Annotated in this window: 15 protein-coding genes and 1 tRNA gene; 4 read left to right on the top strand and 12 right to left on the bottom strand. The window is 70.3% G+C overall.

The annotated features are described in order from the left end of the window. Positions 1–44: 44 nt before the first annotated feature. The 4 genes from OG370_RS14815 to OG370_RS14800 all read right to left on the bottom strand — a co-directional run bounded on the left by OG370_RS14815 (position 45) and on the right by OG370_RS14800 (position 5038). A complete protein-coding gene (locus OG370_RS14815; RefSeq protein WP_328464389.1) occupies positions 45–1517 on the bottom strand; it encodes a GH1 family beta-glucosidase in 1473 nt (490 codons plus the stop codon). Positions 1518–1623: 106 nt separating this feature from the next. Further along, positions 1624–2544 (bottom strand): carbohydrate ABC transporter permease, encoded by a 921-nt coding sequence (locus tag OG370_RS14810; protein WP_328464387.1) that lies wholly within the window; start codon positions 2542–2544, stop codon positions 1624–1626. Positions 2545–2546: 2 nt separating this feature from the next. Continuing rightward, on the bottom strand, positions 2547–3554 hold the full coding sequence (locus tag OG370_RS14805) for a carbohydrate ABC transporter permease (protein ID WP_328464385.1): 1008 nt from the start codon (positions 3552–3554) through the stop codon (positions 2547–2549). A 149-nt stretch (positions 3555–3703) separates the two neighbouring features. After that, a complete protein-coding gene (locus OG370_RS14800) occupies positions 3704–5038 on the bottom strand; it encodes an ABC transporter substrate-binding protein (protein ID WP_328464383.1) in 1335 nt (444 codons plus the stop codon). Between the two features lie 363 nt (positions 5039–5401). Here OG370_RS14800 and OG370_RS14795 point away from each other — a divergent pair, with 363 nt between their 5' ends. Then, positions 5402–6481 carry a LacI family DNA-binding transcriptional regulator gene (locus OG370_RS14795; protein ID WP_328474103.1) on the top strand — a complete coding sequence of 360 codons (1080 nt, stop codon included), beginning with the start codon at positions 5402–5404 and terminating at the stop codon, positions 6479–6481. 366 nt (positions 6482–6847) lie between these two features. Next, positions 6848–7384: an RBBP9/YdeN family alpha/beta hydrolase gene (locus tag OG370_RS14790; RefSeq protein WP_328464381.1), complete on the top strand. Its 537-nt coding sequence runs from the start codon at positions 6848–6850 to the stop codon at positions 7382–7384. A 156-nt stretch (positions 7385–7540) separates the two neighbouring features. Here the strand turns inward: OG370_RS14790 and OG370_RS14785 are convergent, their stop codons facing one another. From OG370_RS14785 to OG370_RS14770, 4 genes are all read right to left on the bottom strand, one after another. Further along, positions 7541–8203: a tetratricopeptide repeat protein gene (locus tag OG370_RS14785; RefSeq protein WP_328464379.1), complete on the bottom strand. Its 663-nt coding sequence runs from the start codon at positions 8201–8203 to the stop codon at positions 7541–7543. A 363-nt stretch (positions 8204–8566) separates the two neighbouring features. After that, positions 8567–8932: a nuclear transport factor 2 family protein gene (locus OG370_RS14780; protein ID WP_328464377.1), complete on the bottom strand. Its 366-nt coding sequence runs from the start codon at positions 8930–8932 to the stop codon at positions 8567–8569. Between the two features lie 285 nt (positions 8933–9217). Beyond that, a complete protein-coding gene (locus OG370_RS14775; protein WP_328464375.1) occupies positions 9218–11023 on the bottom strand; it encodes a discoidin domain-containing protein in 1806 nt (601 codons plus the stop codon). 284 nt (positions 11024–11307) lie between these two features. Next, complete coding sequence (locus tag OG370_RS14770; RefSeq protein WP_328464373.1) at positions 11308–12822, bottom strand: cellulase family glycosylhydrolase; 1515 nt, start codon at positions 12820–12822, stop codon at positions 11308–11310. 458 nt (positions 12823–13280) lie between these two features. Here OG370_RS14770 and OG370_RS14765 point away from each other — a divergent pair, with 458 nt between their 5' ends. Further along, on the top strand, positions 13281–16205 hold the full coding sequence (locus tag OG370_RS14765) for a glycoside hydrolase family 48 protein (protein WP_328464371.1): 2925 nt from the start codon (positions 13281–13283) through the stop codon (positions 16203–16205). Positions 16206–16442: 237 nt separating this feature from the next. Here the strand turns inward: OG370_RS14765 and OG370_RS14760 are convergent, their stop codons facing one another. From OG370_RS14760 to OG370_RS14745, 4 genes are all read right to left on the bottom strand, one after another. Continuing rightward, on the bottom strand, positions 16443–16847 hold the full coding sequence (locus tag OG370_RS14760) for a RidA family protein (protein WP_328464369.1): 405 nt from the start codon (positions 16845–16847) through the stop codon (positions 16443–16445). A gap of 151 nt (positions 16848–16998) precedes the next feature. After that, positions 16999–17071 (bottom strand) — tRNA-His (locus OG370_RS14755). Between the two features lie 77 nt (positions 17072–17148). Continuing rightward, positions 17149–17766 (bottom strand): oligoribonuclease, encoded by a 618-nt coding sequence (gene orn, locus OG370_RS14750; protein WP_328464367.1) that lies wholly within the window; start codon positions 17764–17766, stop codon positions 17149–17151. 10 nt (positions 17767–17776) lie between these two features. After that, positions 17777–19234 carry a GlxA family transcriptional regulator gene (locus OG370_RS14745; protein ID WP_328474101.1) on the bottom strand — a complete coding sequence of 486 codons (1458 nt, stop codon included), beginning with the start codon at positions 19232–19234 and terminating at the stop codon, positions 17777–17779. Positions 19235–20035: 801 nt separating this feature from the next. On the opposite strand from OG370_RS14745, the gene OG370_RS14740 reads away from it, so the two are divergent. Continuing rightward, positions 20036–20557: a universal stress protein gene (locus OG370_RS14740; protein ID WP_328464365.1), complete on the top strand. Its 522-nt coding sequence runs from the start codon at positions 20036–20038 to the stop codon at positions 20555–20557. Positions 20558–20652 lie beyond the last annotated feature (95 nt).

Raw genomic sequence — 20652 nt, 5'->3', positions numbered from 1 at the left:
TCGCGCACCCTCGTTCGCGGCGACCGGAGCCCTTCTTCGTCCCCTCAGGACCTCCCGGCCTCCTCCGGGGAGTCCGGAAGGACGTTGTCGCGCGCCACCTCGGCGTACCAGTGGGCGCTCTGCTTGGGGACCCGGCGCTGGGTGCCGAAGTCGACGTACACCGCGCCGAAGCGCTTGCTGTAGCCGTAGGACCACTCGAAGTTGTCCAGCAGCGACCACAGGAAGTAGCCCCGGACGTCGGCGCCGTCGGTCAGCGCGCGGTGCACCGCGGAGAGGTGGCCGCGCAGGTACGCGATCCGCTGCGGGTCGTTGATCGCGCCCTCGGGCGAGATGTAGTCGTCGAAGGCGGCACCGTTCTCGGTGACCATCATCGGCAGGTCGGGGTGCTCGTGGTGGACGCGCATCAGCAGGTCGTACAGGCCGCTCGCGTCGACCGCCCACCGCATCGCGGTGGTCTCGCCGGGCGGCTGGTGGAAGGCGACGTGCTCGGAGCCGGGCCAGGGCGAGTAGTCGCTCGCGCCGTGGCCGTCGTTGCGCGGCAGGTCGGGGTTCTCCCGGCCGTCGGAGACCAGCGTCGGCGTGTAGTAGTTGATGCCGAGCAGGTCGATCGGGCGGGAGATCTCCGCCAGGTCGCCCGGCTTGACCAGCGTGTCCCAGTCGACCAGATGGCCGGTGTCGGTGAGCAGGTCCTCCGGGTAGCCGTCGCCGAGGATCGGGCCGAGGAAGACCCGGTTGCCGACCGCGTCGATCCGGCGCGCGGCGTCCAGGTCGGCGGCCGACTGGCTGTACGCGCGCACCTGGTGCAGGTTGAGGGTGATCGAGGTCTGCGCGGTAGCGGGGAGAACGGAACGCAGAACCCCGATCGCCCGGCCATGGGCGAGGTTGAGGTGGTGCACGGCCTTCAGCGCCGACTCCGGCTCGGTGCGGCCGGGAGCGTGCACCCCCGAGCCGTAGCCGAGATACGCCGAGCACCACGGCTCGTTGAGCGTGGTCCAGTACGGCACCCGGTCGCCGAGCGCCTGCGCCATGATCGCCGCGTACTCCGCGAAGCGCTCGGGCGTCTCCCGCGCCGTCCAGCCGCCGATGTCCTCCAACTCCTGCGGCAGGTCCCAGTGGTAGAGCGTGGCGACCGGGGTGACGCCCTTGTCGAGCAGCTCGTCGACCAGCCGGCGGTAGAAGTCCAGGCCGCGCTGGACCGCGGGGCCGCGGCCGGTGGGCTGCACCCGCGACCAGGAGATCGAGAAGCGGTAGGCGCCGAGGTTGAGGTCCCGCATCAGCGCGACGTCGTCACGGAACCGGTGGTAGTGGTCGGCCGCGATGTCCCCCGTGTCCCCGTTGAGGACCCGGCCGGGGGTGTGGCTGAAGGTGTCCCAGATCGACGGGGTACGGCCGTCCTCGGCGGCGGCGCCCTCGATCTGGTAGGCGGCGGTGGCCGCCCCCCAGACGAAACCGGGGGGGAACCGGAGCGAGGCCGGGCTCGCCGAGAGTTCGGGACTCTCTGAACGGACAGCAGTCATAACGGGGGACTCCAGGGGAATCAGGGGTCGTCGGGGGAGGGTGGGGGGTGCCGAGGGCGGGCCGCGGAGGTGAGGGTGCGGGCAGGGAAGGGGGAGCGGGGCGGCGTCAGTTCTTGACCGCGCCGGCGGTGATCCCGCCGACGATCTGCCGGCCGAGGACCGCGAAGACCAGCAGCAGCGGCAGCGTCGCGACCAGCGCCCCGCACACCACCACGGCCTGGTTGATCGTGTGGTCGCCGGAACCGAGCCCCTGCAGTGCGACCTGCACCGTCGGGTTCTGCTGGTTCAGCGCGATGAACGGCCAGAAGAAGTCGTTCCAGGACTGGACGAAGACGAGCATCCCGAGCACGGCCATCCCCGGCCGGGCGATCGGGAACACCACGTGCCAGATGATCCGCAGGCTGTGCGCCCCGTCCACCCGCGCCGCCTCGACCAGTTCGACCGGCAGCGCCTCGGAGAGGAACTGCCGCATGAAGAACACGCCGAACGCGGCCACCAGCGACGGCAGGATCACCGACTGGATGTGCCCGACCCAACCCACCTTCGTGATGATCTGGTAGAGCGGGATCACGGTGAGCTGCGGCGGGATGGTCATCGTCGCCACCACCAGGGTCAGCAGCGCGTTGCGGCCGCGGAACTGCAGCTTGGCGAAGGCGAATCCGGCCAGGGTCGCGAACAGCACGGTGCTCACGGCCACACAACCCGCCACGATGGTGGAGTTGATCAGGGCCTTGGTCATGTCGACCTGGTTCCACACGATCTTCAGGTTCTCGACGAGATGGCTGCCGGGCAGCAACGGCGACGGCGGGGTGATCACTTCGGTGCCGGTGCGCGAGGCCGCCACCACCGTCCAGTACAGCGGGAACAGCGAGACCAACGTGGCCAGGATCAGCAGGACATACGCGATCGGGCCGGCCTTCTGCTGCCCGCCCGCGCTTCCCGAACGCCGCCGGCGGCGGGTGGTTCGCGGGCTGGTGGTGGAGTGCCGGGGCCCGGCTGACGGGATCGGCTGGGTGAGTTGTGCCATCGTCAGCTCCCAAGCTTCCGGCGGTTGCTGCGAATGACGAGGAACTGGACCGCGCCGATGAGCAGCAGGATCAGCAGCATCACCCAGGCCACGGCGGACGCCTGACCCAGCTCGCCGACCTGCCAGCCCTTGTCGTACATGTACAGGCTGAGGGTCTGGTACTGGTGGTCGGAGCCGCCGGAGACGCCCACGTTGCCGCCGAACATCAGCGGCTCACCGAAGAGCTGGGTGGCGCCGATGGTGGAGACGATGATCGTGAAGAAGATCGTCGGCCGGATCGACGGGATGGTCACGCTGATGAACTGCCGCCAGCGCGAGGCACCGTCGAGTGCGGCCGCCTCGTACAGGTCGGCGGGCACGGCCTGCATCGCGGCCAGGTAGATCAGCGCGTTGTAGCCGGTCCAGCGCCACGTCACGATCGAGGAGATCGCTATCTGCGCGGGCCACTTGGACGACGCCCACTGCACGTCCCCGATCCCGATGTGGTCGAGGACCTGGTTGATCATCCCGTAGTCGGGGTTGAAGAGCTGGATGAAGACCAGGGTGGCGGCCGCGATCGAGGTCGCGTACGGCGCCAGGATCGCGACCCGGAAGAACCCGCGTGCCCGCATCTGGTAGTTGAGCAGGTGGGCCAGACCGAGCGCCATCATCAGCTGCGGCACCGTGGAGATCACCCCGAGGGTGAAGGTGTTGCGCAGCGCGGTCCAGAAGAAGCTGTTGTCCCACAGCGCGGTGTAGTTGCGCAGGCCCACCCAGTTGGCGTGCGTGCCGAGTTCCACCTGGTGGAAGGAGAGCCAGCCGGTGTAGATCAGCGGGAACAGGCCGAACGCGGCGAAGCAGAGGAAGAAGGGGGCGATGTACGCGTACGGCGACGCCTTGGTGTCCAGCCGGTACGCCTTGGCGCGCCAGCCGCCGGGCGGGCCGTTGTCACCGCTCTTGCGGTTCGTGCTGGGGTCGGTCCGGGACGACCGGGGGCTGCCGTCGGACGTCGCCCTGACGGAGGTGGCCACGAGTGGCGTCCTTCCGGTAGGGGATCAGCGGGTGTCGACGGATGTCGACGGGGGAGCGGGCGGAGCGGGAGCGGGGAGAAGGGGGAGCGGGGGCCGGACGCGGGCCGCCCGGCAGGTGGGAGTCACTGCCGGGCGGCCCCGAACTCCGGTCAGCTCGTGGTGACCTGGTCCTTGACCGTGGCCTGGACCTTCTTCCAGGCCGCGTCCTTGGACGTGCCGCGCTGCTCCATGTCGAGCAGGCCGTTCTTCGTGATGATGTCCTTCACGGTGCCGTCGTTCGGACCGATCGGGGCCGGCTGGATGTTGTGCGCGGTGTCCGAGAAGATCTTGCCGATCGGGGTGCCCGGGAAGTACGGGTTGGTGGTGTTCGCCACCGCCGGGTCGTCAAGACCGGCCTTCGTCGACGGGATGTTGCCGAACTTCTGGAAGACCTTGACCTGCTGCGCCGGGGCGGACAGCCACTGGGCCAGCGCCTCGGCCTCGGCCAGGTGCTTGCCCGACTTCGGGACACCGAGGAACGAACCGCCCCAGTTGCCGGCCTGCGGCGGCTGGGCGATGTCCCAGTTGCCCTTGTTGGCGGGACCGGAGTTCGAGGCGACCTGGCCGATCATCCAGCTCGGGCAGGCCACGGTGGCGAACTTGTTGGTCTTGAACGCGGAGTTCCAGGTGGTGTCGAACTGCTGGAGCTTGGCGGTCAGCCCGTCCTGCACCGCTTCGGCGGACAGGTTCCAGGCGGTCTGCACACCGGGGCTGGAGGCGTAGATCAGCTTGCCGCTCTGGTCGGAGTACTGCGTGGTCTGGCTGGACAGCACCGCGTTGAACAGGCCACCGGCGGAGTCGGTGAAGGCCACGCCCTTGGGGGCATTCGCCTGGAACTTCTTGCCGGCGTCCACGAACTTCTGCCAGTCGCCCGCCCACAGCGCGGCGACCGCGTTCCGGTCGGTCGGCAGCCCGGCCGCCTTGAACATGTCCTTGCGGTAGCAGATCGCGGTCGGGCCGACGTCGGTGCCGACACCGATGATCTTGCCGTCGGAGGTGGTGGCCTCCTTCTCCTTGTAGTCCAGCCAGTCACCGGCGTTGAAGCCCTTGACCGACTTGAAGTCCACGAACTTGTTCGCGTACTGCGGCTGGGTCGCGTTCGCCACGAAGCCGATCTCGATCGCCTGGATGTCGTCGAGGCCGCTGGTCTGGTTGAGGTGCAGCTTCAGGGAGTTCCAGTACACGCCGCTGTCGGAGACGTTGTCTTCCTTGACGGTGATGTTCGGGTGCAGCTTGTGGTACTCGGCGAAGAGCTTCGCGCCCGTCTTGTCGTCGTAGCCGAACGCGCCGTAGTCACCGATGCGCAGGGTGATCTTCTCGTTGGACGAGCTCCCCTTGCTGTCGTCCTTGCTGTTGCTGCTGCAGCCGGTGATCAGGGTCGCGCAGGCTGCGAGACCCGCGACCGCGATGACGGCGGCCTTGCGGGTTCTGCCGGAAGTGCGCATTCCACTCTCCTTGTCAGGGTGGGTCGTGCGGTGCGGTGGTGCGGGTGATGCGGTGGAGCTGTCCCCGGGTGATCTTCGATCGTCGAGCGCAATGTGTGGGAACGCTGTGTGGGAGCGCTCCCACTAGGCTTGCCGGAACACTCACGCCTGGGAGGGGTCAGTGTCAAGATGTGAAGTCGATTTCGTTGCCGGAACGTGTCCGGGGCGGACGGATGGTCACTTCTTGAACGGATGGCCTCGCGCAAGCATCGCCGGAGGCCGGCGCGGGTGCTTGTAACGTGGGAGCGCTCTCACGAGCCGCGCCTCAGCGGATGGACCTCGCGCTAAGGTGGCGCGCAATGAGTACAGGAGGCTCCAGTGGCCATGAACGGGCGGCACAGCGGACGGCCCACCCTTGAGGAGGTCGCCGTGCGCGCGGGGGTGGGGCGTGGCACGGTCTCCCGGGTGATCAACGGGTCGCCGCGGGTCAGTGAGCGGGCGAAGGCGGCGGTGGAGGCGGCGATCGCCGAGCTCGGTTACGTGCCGAACCGGGCGGCCCGGGCGCTGGCCGGAAACCGTACGGACGCGATCGCGCTGGTCATTCCCGAGCCGGAGACGCGGTTGTTCGCGGAGCCGTACTTCTCGGACATCATCCGGGGGATCGGGGCGGAACTGGCCGACACGGACATGCAGTTGCTGCTGACGTTGATTCGGACGCCGAAGGAGCGGGCGCGCTTCGCGCAGTATCTGGCGGCGCATCGGGTGGACGGGGTGCTGCTGGTGTCCGTGCACGAGGATGATCCGCTGCCGGATCTGCTGGAGCAGCTCGACATGCCCGCGGTGCTGAACGGGCGGCGGTCGGATCTGGAGTCGGTGTCGTATGTGGACGCCGACAATGTGGGTGGGGCGCGGGCGGCTGTCGCGCATCTCATCGAGCGGGGGCGGCGGCGGGTCGCGACGATCACCGGGCCGCTGGACATGTATGTGGCGCGGTCGCGGTTGGACGGGTATCGGCAGGCGGTGGCCGAGGCGGGGTTGGGGGGTGGGGGCGGGGCTTCTTCGCCTGGGGTTTCCGGGTCGTCCGGGTCTTCCGGGGGCTCCTCCGAGGAACTCATCGCCGCCGGGGACTTCACCGAGGAGGGTGGGCGGCGGGCCATGCGGGAGTTGCTGGCGCGGCGGCCTGACGTCGACGGGGTGTTCGCGGCGTCGGATGTGATGGCGGCCGGGGCGCGGGCGGTGCTGCGGGAGGAGGGGCGGAGGGTGCCGGATGATGTGGCGCTGGTGGGGTTCGAGGATTCGGCTATCGCGCGGCATATGGACCCGGCGTTGACATCGGTGCGGCAGCCGACGGAGGAGATGGGGCGGACGATGGCGCGGGTGCTGCTGGAGGAGATCGCGGAGCGGGAGTCGGTGCGGCGGCATGTGGTGCTCGCGACGGAATTGGTGCGGCGCGAGTCCGTGTGAGGGGTGCCGGTGCCGGTGCGGGTGGCTGTGCCGCTGCGGGTACGGGTGCTGCGTGGGCGCCGTCGTCCGTAACGGCGGTGCTGCGGTGGGTGGTTGCGGTCGCGGGGGCGCCGGCGGCGGGGTTCGAGACTGCATATTTACGGCGCCTGCGGGTCATTTCGTAGCGGTGCCCTCTTCCGTGCGCCACAAATATACGAACGTCTCGAACCCCGCCACCTTCGCCCCCGCTCCGGTCCGAGTGTGCAGGGCGCCGGAGTTGGTGCGCGCTTGGCTTGAGGGCGCGCCGGGTTCGGGGGATGAGGGAGCCGTTCTGGTCGTGGGCGCCGGTACGGTGGGCTGACGTGTGAGGCGAGGAGGGAGCGGGGCATGGCGCGGAATGCGGTGGTGTTTCACGGGACCGGGGCGAACCCGGGGGTGGCCTGGTATCCGTGGCTGGGGCGGAGGTTGGCGGAGCGGGGGTATTCCGTGGAGGTTCCGCACTATCCGGAGCTGAATGTGGAGCCGATCGGGACGTTTCTGCCGAAGGTGCTGGCTGAGCAGCGGTTCGATGAGGAGACGGTACTGGTGGGGCACTCCGGGGGTGCCGCGCTGCTGTTGGCAGTGCTGGAGCACATCGGGGTGGAGGTGGCGCAGGCGGTGCTCGTGGCGGGGTACGCCACGCCGCCGAACGAGTCGGAGGAGCCGGTGCTCCAGGACGCGTACGACTGGGCGGCGATCAGCTCGCATGTTCGGGACTTGTACTTCATCAACTCCCGTGTGGACCCATACGGTTGCGACGACCGTCAGGGCCGCGCGATGTTCGAGCGCCTGGGCGGCACCCAGATTGTGCGCAACGACGGGCACTTCGGGGACTACGACCAGCCTTACGAGACCTTCGAGTTGCTGGATCGGCTGATTGGGTGAGGGGTTGTGGTGGGGGAGGGGTTGCGGTGGGTGGGCGGCTGGTTGGGGTGAGTGAGGGGTTGTGGTGGGTGACGGGCTGGTTGGGGTGAGGGGTTGTGGTGGGTGGGTGGCTGCTCGGTGGTGGGGCTTTTGGTGGGCCGGTGGTGCGGGCTTCCGCTACATGCGGGTGCGCGCGTCGGCTATCCACTGGAGAACGCCGGCCGCGCCGCACTGCGTGGCCGTTGTGTGGGCCTGGTCCAGTAGCTGGCGTGCCGTGTGGTGGTCGCCGCAGGAGTGCCAGAGGAACTCGGCGAGGGCGAGTTGGGCCGCGGCCGCGGCGGCGGGGAGGCCCAGGTCCTCGCGCAGGTGGACTGACTGCTCGAAGCGCGCGCGGGCCTCGTCCAGGTGGCCGGCTGCCTCCGCTGCGAACCCCAGGTGGCGTGCGGCGTACGACTGGGTGAGTCGGTCGCCCGCCGACTCGGCCAGTTCGTAGGACCGTTGGAAGCACGGCACCGCCTCGCCGTATGCCTCCCGGACCACTTGGTGCCAGGCGCCGAGCCAGAAGAGGGCCTCGCCTTCGCCGCGGACGTCGCCGAGCGCGCGGTAGAGGGTCACCGCCTGCTGGAACAGCTTTCCTTCCTGCCCTTCGACCACCTCCTTTCGGTCCGTCAGATAGCGTGCGTGCAGGGTTTTGCCGCGGGCGAGCGCGAGGTCCGCCGCCAGTCCGTCGAGCACCCGCTCGGCCCGCGCGGGTGCTGTCCGGTCGCCACCGAACGTCGCTGCTTCGTACAACTGGTCGACCTGGCGGAGTCGTTCCCGGTCGCTGATGAGATCACCCATACGGCCCAGCGTAGTGACGGCGAGGAACCGAAGTCGGGTGCCGGACCGTCGTAGTTCGCACACGGTCACGCGTTGTCCGAGCGTGGCACGACTCCCGGGAGGCACCCATGGACGGCGGCGGCGGGCACGGCGACTCCGGGCACAGCGACTTCGGGCACGGCGGGCATCACGGTGGGCATCACGGTCACCACGTTCATCACAGCGGGTATGACGGGGACCCTGGCGCGGGGGGTTCGGCCGGCCAGGGTCCCGTTCGCGGGACCGGGGGGAAGGAGGGCGGTGCTGCGGTCTTCGCCGTCGCGGTGGCCGTCGTGGTGGTCGCGTTCCTGATCTATCTGGGTACCCGCTGAGGTCGGACGCGGGTCAGGCGCCGGCCGGGACCTTGTCGAGGAAGCCGTGGACGGTGTGGATCAGGCCGTCCGTGCCGACCGACACCACGTCGAAGCCGACCACCAGCGACTCGCCGCCAGCGGGGCCCAACTCCCAAGTGAAGCGGGCGATGTTGTGGTGGGCGTCGACCGGGCCGAGGGTGAAGACCAGGCCCGCGAACTGGGCCTGGGCGCCGGCGACCACCTCGCCGAAGGCGGCCCGGCCCGCGACGTCCGCGAGCGGGTCGGTGTAGCTGCCGTTCTCGGCGAACACCTCGGCGATCTTCCAGGTGCGCAGGGCCGGGTCCGCCTCGTTCCAGATGCCGATGTACTGCTCGACGAGGTGCTGGATGTCGCTCATGGCGTTCTCCCATGTGTCGTGACCGGCACCGGTGTGCCGTGTCGTCGCTGGTCACGACGGTACGGAGCGGGAGCGGGCGGCGAATCAGTCACGTATAGGTAGTCGCGCCGGGCCGGATGCGGAAGTACCGCCGGGGGCGAGCCGGGGCACACGCGGATTCGTGTGCCCGGCCCGCCCCCGGCGGCTCCTGTGGGGGGATCTGCGGGAAACGGTTCTCGGGGGGAGCGCGGTCCGCACGGCGTGGGGAAGATGTGGGGGGCCGTGCGGACCACGCCGGTCGCGGAGCTAGAAGCCGACCGCGACCTCCATCCACTGCGGGTTCTGCATCGAGGCGTACGCCGCCTGTCCGGCCACGTCGTCGTACGGGAAGCCGTAGGCCAGTCCGTTGATGGCGTGGTCGTGCCAGAACTTGGCGTACCAGTTGGCCGGGTCGCCCGAGTAGAACTTCGTCGGGTCCTGCTGCTGGTCGGCCGGGAGGGTGGCGGTGTGCCGGTTGAGCGCGGCGCACATGCTCGGGTCGCCGGCCAGCGAGCCCGCGCAGCCGAAGATGTCGGAGGTCGCCGCGTTCACGCCGACCGACTGGGCGTAGGAGGTGAAGTAGTTCTCGTTGGCGCCGCCGGCCCGGAAGCTCGGGTCGCTGCCCGGGGCGATGATCCGGTACGGCGCCTGGGTCTGCGCCAGCACCTTGAACTGCTGCGGCACGGCGTCCTGGAACTCCTGGAAGACCTGGTCGCGGCTGGTGGTGAAGAGGTCCTGGTTGTCACCGAGTTGGATGTCCTGACCGGTGTGCGAGTGCAGCCGGATGGCCAGCGGCAGCGCCCAGGCGTCCACCCGGGTGGTGTTGCCGTTGAAGACGTCCGGGCCGATCGTGAACTCGATGAAGTCGTTGTACTGGCTGTTCGGCGAGCCGACGTAGAAGTACATCCGGCCCGAGGAGTTGGCCGGCATGTCGAAGTACGGCTGCTCGGCGATCGAGTGTTCCTGGCCGTCGAAGCTCCAGTAGACCTGGCTGTCGGGATACGCACCGTTGGTCCGGTTGAGTATCGCGACCTCCATCACGTTGTTCGCGGCCGGGATCTGGCTGGTGTCGCCCCAGAAGGAGTCGTCACCGCCGGTGGGCGGAGGGCTGGTGGGGGGTGTGGTGGTGCCCGCGGCCAGGTGCACCGAGAACTCCCACAGCGACACGCCGTACGCCGTGGCCCGCGCGGTGGTGTAGACGCGGACGTAGCGGCCGGTGCCGGTGACGTCGATGTTCTGGATGCCGCCGGTGCCGGTCGTGGTGGAGTACACGGTGGTCCAGTTGGTGGCGTCGTCCGAGACCTGGATCTGGTACGCGGTGGCGTACGCGGTCTCCCAGTTGAGGCCGACGCTGCAGAGCGGCACCGAGGCGCCGAGGTCCACCCGCAGCCACTGCGGGTCGCTGAACGCGCTGGACCAGCGGGTGCCGGTGTCGCCGTCGACCGCGGCGGAGGCCGGGGAGGTCGCGTTCTCGGTGGAGGACGCCGCGGCCGTCCTGCCCTGCGCCGCGTTGTCGGTGGCGCACGCGGCCGGGGTGCCGGTGCCGCCGCCGTAGACCTGGAACTCCCAGAGGGAGTAGCCGTACTGCGTGGCGCGCTGGCTGCCGTACATGCGGACATAGCGGCCGGAACCGTTTACGGACAGGGTCTGGTTGCCGCCGGTCCCGGTGGTGGTGGAGTAGACGTCGGTCCAGTCGGTGCCGTTGGACGAGGTCTGGATCTTGAAGGCCTTCGCGTACGCGGTCTCCCAGTTGAGGGTCACCTGGCTGATCGACTGGTTGCTGCCCAGGTCGACCTGGAGCCACTGGGGATCGGCCGCGGCGCTGGACCAGCGGGTGCCGGTGTCGCCGTCGACCGCGGCGGAGGCCGGGGTGCCCGCGTTCTCGACCGACGAGGCGGTGGCGGGCCGCCCCTGCGACAGGAGCGCGCCGGCCGCGCGGGCCGGCGACTGCGAGGTGACGACGAGGGCGAGGCCCGCCGTCAGTGCGAGCAGGAGGGCAAGGATGAGATACGGCCGGGATCTGTCGTGCCGTCCGGGCCGTGGCCGCACCAACAGCGAAGTGCTGCCTGACATTTGGTATCTCCTCAACCGGGTGGGGGTCCGTGATGGAGGCCAGCGAGACGCGTGTGAGAGAGCGCTCTCTGGCGAGGTGATGTTTACAAGGCCCGTACATCGGCGTCAATAAGTTGTTCAATACTGGCCTGTTGGGCACTGTCGCCGTTTCGAGTCCCGAACGGACAACCCGCTGCTCACGCGGGAATCGCCGGACAACCCGGACATGCGTGAAGGGGCGGCCCCGTACACGCCATCCATGTACGGGACCGCCCCGTCCGGGGGCGCCGGGAGCCCGGCCGAACTCAGCCCAGCGCGGCCAGATGGTCCTTGAGGCCCTGCCCGTAGGCGGTGGGCGTTCCGTCGTAAGAGGAGATCAGCGACGGGCCGGAGGAGCAGTCCCAGGTGTTCCAGGTCCAGCCCAGGTAGGACAGGTGGTGCGCGTCCAGCCAGTTCATGAAGGTGTCGGTGAAGGAGTGGGCGCAGGTGTTCTCACCGATCTCGCCCGCCACCAGCGGCACCTGGGCGGCGACCGGGGCGATCTGCGAGTCCCAGCAGGACTGGTTGGCGCACGAGTTGAAGTTGTAGACGTGCAGGGAGGCGGCGAGGTTGCCGGTCGGGTCGGTCGGCTCGTGGGCCAGCCAGCCGGTCTCGTCGTTGGAGTACGCCAGGCCGCCGAGCATGATCACGTTCTGCGCGCCGGTGCCGCGTACCGCGTCGACCAGGTCCTGCATGCCGGCCACCTGGTAGCCGATGCCCGGGCAGGTGCCGCCGTCCCGCCAGCAGGTCCACGCCTGCTCCGAGGTGGAGGTGGCGCGGTCCGGGTAGGGCTCGTTGAACAGGTCGAAGACGACCGAGGTGTCGGACTTGAAGGTGTCCGCGACGCTCTGCCAGAACGGGACGGCGTACTGCGCGTCCGGCATCGGCTTCTGGCAGGTGGCGTTGACGTCCGAGCAGCCCGCCGAGTTGCCGGTGTACAGGCCGTGCGTCCAGTGCAGGTCGAGGATGGGCGTGATGCCGTGCGCGACCAGCCGGTTCACCCAGTCGGTGATCGCCGCGATGTAGGCGGCGCCGCCGTCTTCGGCCGGCACGTACGAAAGTCCCTCCCAGCAGTCCTCGTTGAGCGGGACGCGGACCGCGTTGACGCCCTTCCAGCTGGTGATCGCGTCGATCGCCGTGTCGTCGACCGGGCCGTCGAAGATGCCGTCGCCCTGCGCGCAGGCGAACTCGGTGCCGGAGCGGTTCACGCCGTGCAGCACCACCTGCCTGCCGGTGGAGTCCACCAACTCGTTGCCGGAGACGTGCAGTTTCGGCGGGGCCGGGTCGCCGCCGCCGTCGCCCGGCGGGGTGGTCGGGGGCGTGGTGGGCGGAGTGGTCGGGGGAGCGGTGCCGTCGTCCTCGTTGCAGGTGGTGCCGTTGAGCGTGAACGCGGTCGGGCTCGGGTTGCCGCCGGACCAGTCGCCGAGGAACCCGGCGCTGATGCTGCCGCCGCTGGGTATCACGCCGTTGTACGACTCGGACGCCACGCTCACGGTGCTGCCGGCCTGCGACCAGGTGCCGTTCCAGCCCTGGGTGACGTGCTGGCCGCCGGCGAAGTCGAAGGTGAGGCGCCAACTGGTGGTGGTGGCGGAGTTGTTGGTGATCACGACGTCGCCCTGGAAGCCGGCGTCCCACTGGTTGGTCACCGAGTAGGCCACCGTGCAGGCCGGGGTGGCGCCGGCCGCGGCGCCGGCGCCGAGCGCGGGCAGCAGCGCGGCGGCGGCCGCCGCCGTGGTGACGGCGGCGACGGAGAGCGCCGCGGTACGTGTTGGTCGTCGCATGTGCGACTCCTGGGAGTGTGGGGGGATGGTGGTGCGGTGGTGCGAGGTGCCGGACGTGCGGGATGTGCTGTGGGGGTGGGCGTGGGGCCCGGGGCCGGGCGCGGACGAGGCGGCCCGGGCCGGGCGGCCCCGGCGGTGCGGGCCGCCTCGTGGCCCGGGTGGTGCGCAAACGGGGAAGGAACATGGACGCGCTCCCACTGGTCCGCCGGAGACCCTAGCGGGTCGTAGTCCGTCCCGGTAGGGGTGAGGTAAAGGCCGAGTCGGTTTCCGGTCGGCTCGATCGGGATGAAGTGGGCGGTTTTCAGGAGCAATTGACGGGTGATGCGGCATGGGCATGCCGCTGCGATCGGCCTCTTGACAGCGCTTCGCGGCGCCCCGATGGTGGGAGCGCTCCCACTGGTTCAGTTGCATTTCCCCCCACGTTCCCCCCACAACGAACCGCGAGGAGGACCTCTCGCATGCCCAGAGGAAGACCTTTCAGAAAGCGGCTGAGAAGGCTGGTGACGGCCTTCACGGCCGCGCTCGCCGTGCCGCTCGCCATGACGGTGGCGGGCGGTACGGCCGCGCACGCGGCGGACATCCGGTGCGCCGTCGACTACACGACCAACGACTGGGGCGGCGGCTTCACCGCCAACGCCGAGATCACCGACCTCGGCGACGCCCCGATCGACGGCTGGACGCTGACCTACGCGTACTCCGGTGACCAGACGCTGCAGAGCGGCTGGAACGGCGACTGGTCGCAGGCCGGCAAGGCCGTGACTGTCAAGTCGCTGGACTGGAACAAGACAATCGCGGCCGGCGGCAGTGTCACCGCGAGTGCCAATTTCACCTACACGGGCAGCAACGCGGCACCCACCGCGTTCGCCGTCAACGGCACGGCCTGCGGCGGCGCCCACCAGCCACCGCTGCCGGTGCTGACCAGCCCCGCGGCCGGCGCCACGTACAACGCGGGCGCCGACATCCCGCTGGCGGCCACCGCCGTGGCCGCGGACGGCGCGACGGTCACCAAGGTCGAGTTCTACAGCGACGACGTGCTGCTGGGGACCGACACCACCGCGCCCTACACCGTGGACTGGGCGTCGGTTCCGGCCGGGGACTACTCGGTGTACGCCAAGGCGTACGACAGTCTCGGCGCGAGCGCCGAGTCCACACCGGTGGGCCTGCACGTGGTGGCCGGGCCGTCGATCGTGGCCACCCCGGCGCAGGTCTCCGTCCAGCAGGGCGGCACCGGCGGCTTCGCGGTGAAGCTGTCCAGCGCTCCGACCTCCGATGTCACGGTGGCGGTGGCGCGGACCGCGGGCAACACCGGGCTGAGCGTCACGTCCGGCGCGAGCCTGACCTTCACGCCGTCGAACTGGAGCACTTCGCAGCAGGTCACCCTCGCGGCCGACAGCGGCGGCACCGGCGCGGCGACCTTCATCGCGACGGCCGACGGCTATCTCAAGGCGAGCGTGACCGCCACGGAGATCGGCGCCACCAGCGACTACGACGCGCGCTTCCTGTCGCTGTACGGCAAGATCACCGACCCGGCCTCCGGCTACTTCTCACCCGAGGGGATTCCGTACCACTCGGTGGAGACGCTGATCGTGGAGGCCCCGGACTACGGCCACGAGACGACCTCCGAGGCGTACTCGTACATGATCTGGCTGCAGGCGATGTACGGCCAGGTCACCCAGGACTGGAGCAAGTTCAACGCGGCCTGGGCGACCATGGAGAAGTACATGATCCCCACCCACGCCGACCAGCCCACGAACAGCTACTACAACGCGAGTTCACCGGCGACCTACGCGCCGGAGCACGACCTGCCCTCGGAGTACCCGTCGCAGCTCGACGGCAGCGTGCCGGTCGGTCAGGACCCGATCGCGGGCGAGCTGAAGTCGGCGTACGGCACCGACGACATCTACGGCATGCACTGGCTGGAGGACGTCGACAACGTCTACGGCTACGGTGACACGCCCGGTGGCGGCTGCGAGCTGGGCCCGACGGCGAAGGGGCCGTCGTACATCAACACCTTCCAGCGCGGCTCGCAGGAGTCGGTCTGGGAGACCGTGCCCCAGCCGACCTGCGACGACTTCAAGTACGGCGGCAAGAACGGATATCTGGACCTGTTCACCGGCGACTCCAACTACGCCACGCAGTGGAAGTACACGGACGCGCCGGACGCCGACGCGCGGGCGATCCAGGCCGCCTACTGGGCGGACACCTGGGCGCAGGAGCAGGGCAAGGAGGCCGACGTGAAGGCCACCGTCGCGAAGGCCGGCGAGATGGGCGACTACCTGCGCTACTCGTTCTTCGACAAGTACTTCAAGAAGATCGGCGGTTGCACGAGCCCCACCTCGTGCCCGGCCGGCACCGGCAAGGACAGCGAGCACTACCTGCTGTCCTGGTACTACGCCTGGGGCGGCTCGACCGGCTCCGGCGGCGGCTGGGCCTGGCGGATCGGCGACGGCGCCTCGCACTTCGGCTACCAGAACCCGCTGGCGGCCTACGCGTTGACCACCGACGCCAACATGGCGCCCAAGTCGGCGACCGGCAAGCAGGACTGGACCACCAGCCTGGGCCGGCAACTGGAGTTCTACCAGTGGCTCCAGTCCGACGAGGGGGCCATCGCCGGTGGCGCCACGAACAGTTGGGACGGCGCCTACGCCCAGCCCCCGGCCGGCACGCCCACCTTCTACGGGATGGCGTACGACTGGGAGCCCGTCTACCACGACCCGCCGTCGAACCAGTGGTTCGGCATGCAGGCGTGGTCGATGGAGCGGGTCGCGGAGTACTACCAGCAGACCGGTGACGCGAAGGCCAAGGCGATCCTGGCCAAGTGGGTGAGCTGGGCGATGTCCGAGACCACGGTGAACGCGGACGGCACCTTCCAGATCCCGTCCGACCTCGCGTGGTCCGGCGCACCGGACACCTGGAACCCGGCCAGCCCGGGCGCCAACTCCGGCCTGCACGTGACGGTCACGTCCTACGGCGACGACCTGGGCGTCACGGCGGCCTACGCCAAGACGCTCGCCTACTACGCCGCCAAGTCCGGTGACACCGCGGCCCAGGCGGAGTCGAAGGCCCTGCTCGACGGCATGTGGGACCACTACCAGGACCCGCTGGGCATCGCGGCCCCGGAGAACCGCGCGGACTACTCGCGGTTCTCCGACCCGGTGTACGTGCCGTCCGGCTGGACCGGGACGATGCCGAACGGCGACAAGATCGACTCCAGCTCCACCTTCCTGGAGCTGCGGTCCTTCTACAAGGACGACCCGAACTGGTCGAAGGTCGCGGACTACCTGAACGGCGGGGCCGTGCCGACCTTCACCTACCACCGGTTCTGGGCGGAGGCGGACATCGCGATGGCGATGGGCACGTACGCCCTGCTCTTCGAGGAATAGCGCCACCAGGCCCCCGGGGGCGGGGCGGCGGGAGATGACCCGGGCGGCCTGACCGCTCCCGGCCCGCCGTCGCCCGTCCCCGGACCGGGCGCCGGGGCCCGCCCCTCGCCGAGAGTGCGGGGGCGGGCCGCCGGCGCCGTATCGCGCGCCTGCGCCGGTGTGCTGCGGCTCGGCGCCTGCGTACCGGGGCCCGTGTCCGGGTGCCGGGTGCCGGGTGCCGGTCGCGGGTGCCGCGCCCTACGCCTTCGCGCCGTCGACCACGGCCATCGCCTCGATCTCCACCCGGAACGCCGGATGGACCAGGGCCGAGACCTGGACCAGCGAACTGGCGGGCAGCCGGGCCGGGTCGAAGTGCTCGTCCCGCACCCGGCGGAAGGCGGGCAGGTCGGAGCCGATGTCGGTGAGGAAGACGGTGATCTTCACGACGTCCGCGAGGTCCGCGCCCGCGGCGTCCAGTACGGTCGCCAGGTTCGCGAACACCTGCCGGACCTGCGCCTCGGCGTCGTCCTCGCCGACCAGCGTCCCGTCCGCGTCCACGGGTACCTGCCCCGAGACGACGACGGTCGTGCCGGTGAAGGCGACCGCGTGGCTGTATCCGTTGACGGGCGCGCTGCCCTCGGGCCGTTCGTATCGAGTGATCACGCGATCATCATGCCGCTTCCCGCCCACGCGCGGTGACGGTGCCCAGGTGGCCCGCCGGCCTGCTGACGTGGTGGTCCGGTGACTTGGCGGCCCGGGCAGACGAAAGCGGCCGCTGTTCTGCCGGAGCAGATCAGCGGCCGCCTCGCGTGAGGGTGAGTGACGGGACTCGAACCCGCGACATCCTGGACCACAACCAGGTGCTCTACCATCTGAGCTACACCCACCATGAGCGGCGCTTTTCCCTACCGGGGTGGCGCCGCCTGGAAAAGTGTACAGGGTGGGGAGGGGTGGTCGCGCCCGCTTATCCGGCGGGGTGCGGAGCCGGCGGAAGGACGTGCTTGGCGGCGATCGCGCGGGCGGTGTCCGTGTCCGGGCCGGGGGCGGGCACGAAGACGGCCTCGCGGTAGTAGCGCAGCTCGGCGATGGACTCGCGGATGTCGGCGAGCGCGCGGTGGTTGCCGTTCTTCTCGGGGCTGTTGAAGTACGCCCGCGGGTACCAGCGGCGGGCCAGCTCCTTCACCGAGGAGACGTCCACGATGCGGTAGTGCAGGTGCTGTTCCAGCGCCGGCATGTCCCGGGCGAGGAAGCCGCGGTCGGTGGAGACGGAGTTGCCGCACAGCGGGGCCTTGCGCGGCTCGGCGACGTGCTCGCGGATGTAGTCCAGGACGGCCTTCTCCGCCTCGGCCATGCCGACCCCGTCAGGCAGTTCCTCCAGCAGCCCGGAGGTGGTGTGCATCTGCCGGACGATCTCCGGCATGGTCTCCAACGCCTCGGCGGGCGGGCGGATCACGATGTCCACCCCCTCGCCGAGGACGTTGAGCTCGGAGTCGGTGACGAGCGCGGCCACCTCGATCAGCGCGTCATGCGCCAGCGAGAGGCCGGTCATCTCACAGTCGATCCACACCATCCGGTCGTTCATGTGTCTCACCCTACGGGCGATCACGCGGTCCCGGGAGGGCAGCTCCCAGCCCGCGCCCGGCACGCAGCCGCCCGCGGGCCGGACCGTCGGCCGGATCGGGCCGCCCGGACTGCTCCGGGACCCGTGCGGACGTGGTGTACGCGTCCGGGTCGCCCTTGGCCGGAGCGGCCAGCACCTGCGAGCCACCACCGGGCCCGCCACCAGGACCGGCGCCGGGACTGCCACCGGCCCCGGCCCCGGCCCCTGCTCCGGTCGCGGGGCCGTGCCCGCCGCCGTGCCCGCTCCCGCTCCCATGGGCGTTCCCGTGACCGTGTCCGGCCCCGGCCCCGGCCGCGGACCCGCCGCCCGGACCGCCCCTGCGCGCAGGTGGCACCTCGGGAGGAGCCGCGGCGCGGTCGCTGTCGTCCTGCGGCCTGCGGGCCCGGTACGCGGCGCGGTACGACGCGGGGGACGAGCCGAGCTGCCGCCGGAAGTGCCCGCGCAGCGCCACCGGCGAGCGGAATCCGCACCGCCCGGCCACCTCGTCGACCGAGTAGTCCGATGTCTCCAGCAGCCGCTGCGCCTGGAGCACCCGCTGCGTGATCAGCCACTGCAACGGCGCGCTGCCGGTCAGCGAGCGGAACCGGCGGTCGAAGGTGCGCCGGCTCATGTACGCGCGCGCGGCCAGCGCCTCGACGTCGAACTGCTCGTGAAGATGCTCCAGCGCCCACGCGACGACCTCGGCCAGCGGGTCCGCGCCGATCTCCTCTGGTAAAGACCGGTCCATGTGCCGCTGCCCGGTCTGCCAGTCCGCCCGGCGCGGAGGCACGACCAGCCGGCGGGCGAGCGCGGCGGCCGCGTCCGTGCCGTGGTCGGTGCGCACCACGTGCAGGCACAGGTCGATGCCGGCCGCGGTCCCGGCGGAGGTGAGCACGTCGCCGTCGTCCACGAACAGCTCGCGCGGGTCCACGTGCACCGACGGATAGCGCTTGGCCAGTGTCGGCGCGTACATCCAGTGCGTGGTGGCCGGGCGGCCGTCCAGCAGGCCGGCGGCGGCGAGCACGAAGGCGCCGGTGCACAGGCCGATGATCCGGGCACCCTCCTCGTGCGCGCGGCGGATCGCGTCCAGCGCCTCGGGCGGCGGGGCCTGGGATATCGAGCGCCAGGTCGGCACCACCACGGTGCCGGCCCGGGCGAGCGCCTCAAGGCCGTAGGGCGCGGTCAGTTCGAGCCCGCCGGTGGTGCGCAGCGCACCCTCCTCGCCGGCGCAGACCAGCAGCCGGTAGCGGGGCACGCCCGCGTCCTGCCGGTCGATGCCGAAGACGGACAGGGGTATGGAACTCTCGAAGATCGGACCACCGCTGAAGAGCAGCACCGCGACGACCTCGGGCCGGCGGCGCGCGGAGAGCTTGCGGATGGCGCGAGGCGATGCCGATGGTGCTTGCGACGGAGTGTCCGCCGCCGTACCGGAACTGGACTCCTGGCTCATGGAGCTCAAGCCCCCCTCGTATCGACGCGTCGTCCCCTCGGTCCTGCACGTAATCCCCCGCTGTCCTGCGCAGTCACCCATGATCAAATCTACTGTGTCAGGTGGGGCGTTAGTGACAAGTTCACCATCTGACGCTAAGTCGACAAGGCAACGTGGCGTAAAGCATTCGATCACGAAGCGTTTCACCCAGGCGGCCCGCTGGGAAGTACGCCTCATGTCGCCGGGACCCCGGACCGCACCGTCCGCGTCCTGCCGCATCGTAGAACCGCTGGTGGCACAGGTGTTAGTGCGCACGGCCGCCAACGAATGGGTAACGGCGCCAAGTTGGCCGAAAATCGCTGCTCCGGCGCGGAATGCGCGTACGGCTTTCGCGGGTATTCCCGGGTGAACTTGCACCTGTGTGAACGCCGCCGGCGCGGTGCACGCGGTGCTGGTCGGGCTGGGCGGAAGGTGGTGACGGGAGTTGTCGGGGAGGTGGCCGCAATGCGCCCCCGCGGTGCGCCCGTGCGCCGAACCATGCAGCCGGTTGGCGCGATGGCGTCGCACTCATTGGCGCGGTGCCGTTGCGCTCTTGGCTTCCCTCCGGCATTCTCCTGGGAACTCCGGGTACGGAAGACGTACGGAAGAGCCTGTGAAGGGCACGTCAGCTCTGTGCAGGCGCTTGCGCCGGCCGTACCCTGGAGGGAGTGGGACGGGAAGTGGTGAACTGGCCGAAACCGGCCGCTGCGGCGGCCCGCCCCGCGAGAAACGTCTTGTCCGCTGCTCGGCGCGTCAGCGCCGCCCTCGCCGAGAATCCGCATCATGGCCGCTCATGAGATTCCCGAGCCCGCCGACGGCAGGCCGCTTGCCGACTCCGCGGCGGTCCCCGAGCTGGCCACCGCGCGGCACCACTCCTGCGACCCGGCCTTCCGGCACGGCGTCGTCGTCGGCTTCGACGGGTCCCTCTCCAGCGAGCGGGCCCTGTCGTACGCGATCGGGATGGCCCGCAGAACGCACTCCGCACTGATCATCGTGCATGTCGCCAACCGGCTGCCCGCCACCGTCTGGGCCGGCTGCGAGCCACCCGTCTTCGTCGACGTGCCCGACCACCGCACCGAGGTGCTCGGCCTGGAGCTGGCCTGTGCCGACCACCTCGCCGAGATCTCCTGGGTGCTGGTGGAGCGCGGCGGCGACATCTGCCACGAGCTGGAGGAGGTCGGCAAGGAGTACGAAGCCGACGCGATCGTGGTCGGCGGCACGCACGGCATGGTCGGCCGGATCTTCGGTTCGGTGGCCGGGCGGCTGGCTCGCCGGGCGCAGCGGCCGGTGGTGGTCATTCCGTAGTGGCCCGCCCGGTGCGGGCACGCTCTGTTCGGCCCGTGCGGCCGGCCCGGCCGGGGTGCGGTCCGGGCCCACCGCGGGTGTTCCAGGGGCCGCGA

It is taken from the genome of Streptomyces sp. NBC_00448 (genome assembly GCF_036014115.1).
Taxonomy (GTDB): domain Bacteria; phylum Actinomycetota; class Actinomycetes; order Streptomycetales; family Streptomycetaceae; genus Actinacidiphila.
Note: the sequence above shows the minus strand (reverse complement) of the source record. Positions and strands in the feature narration are given on the sequence as shown.

Bases quoted from the DNA above. Each gene is read 5' to 3' on its own strand.
- OG370_RS14815 (WP_328464389.1), bottom strand. From the start codon at position 1,517: ATGACTGCTGTCCGTTCAGAGAGTCCCGAACTCTCGGCGAGCCCGGCC.
- OG370_RS14810 (WP_328464387.1), bottom strand. From the start codon at position 2,544: ATGGCACAACTCACCCAGCCGATCCCGTCAGCCGGGCCCCGGCACTCC.
- OG370_RS14800 (WP_328464383.1), bottom strand. From the start codon at position 5,038: ATGCGCACTTCCGGCAGAACCCGCAAGGCCGCCGTCATCGCGGTCGCG.
- OG370_RS14795 (WP_328474103.1), top strand. From the start codon at position 5,402: ATGAACGGGCGGCACAGCGGACGGCCCACCCTTGAGGAGGTCGCCGTG.
- OG370_RS14790 (WP_328464381.1), top strand. From the start codon at position 6,848: ATGGCGCGGAATGCGGTGGTGTTTCACGGGACCGGGGCGAACCCGGGG.
- OG370_RS14785 (WP_328464379.1), bottom strand. From the start codon at position 8,203: ATGGGTGATCTCATCAGCGACCGGGAACGACTCCGCCAGGTCGACCAG.
- OG370_RS14780 (WP_328464377.1), bottom strand. From the start codon at position 8,932: ATGAGCGACATCCAGCACCTCGTCGAGCAGTACATCGGCATCTGGAAC.
- OG370_RS14775 (WP_328464375.1), bottom strand. From the start codon at position 11,023: ATGTCAGGCAGCACTTCGCTGTTGGTGCGGCCACGGCCCGGACGGCAC.
- OG370_RS14770 (WP_328464373.1), bottom strand. From the start codon at position 12,822: ATGCGACGACCAACACGTACCGCGGCGCTCTCCGTCGCCGCCGTCACC.
- OG370_RS14765 (WP_328464371.1), top strand. From the start codon at position 13,281: ATGCCCAGAGGAAGACCTTTCAGAAAGCGGCTGAGAAGGCTGGTGACG.
- orn (WP_328464367.1), bottom strand. From the start codon at position 17,766: ATGAACGACCGGATGGTGTGGATCGACTGTGAGATGACCGGCCTCTCG.
- OG370_RS14745 (WP_328474101.1), bottom strand. From the start codon at position 19,234: ATGAGCCAGGAGTCCAGTTCCGGTACGGCGGCGGACACTCCGTCGCAA.
- OG370_RS14740 (WP_328464365.1), top strand. From the start codon at position 20,036: ATGGCCGCTCATGAGATTCCCGAGCCCGCCGACGGCAGGCCGCTTGCC.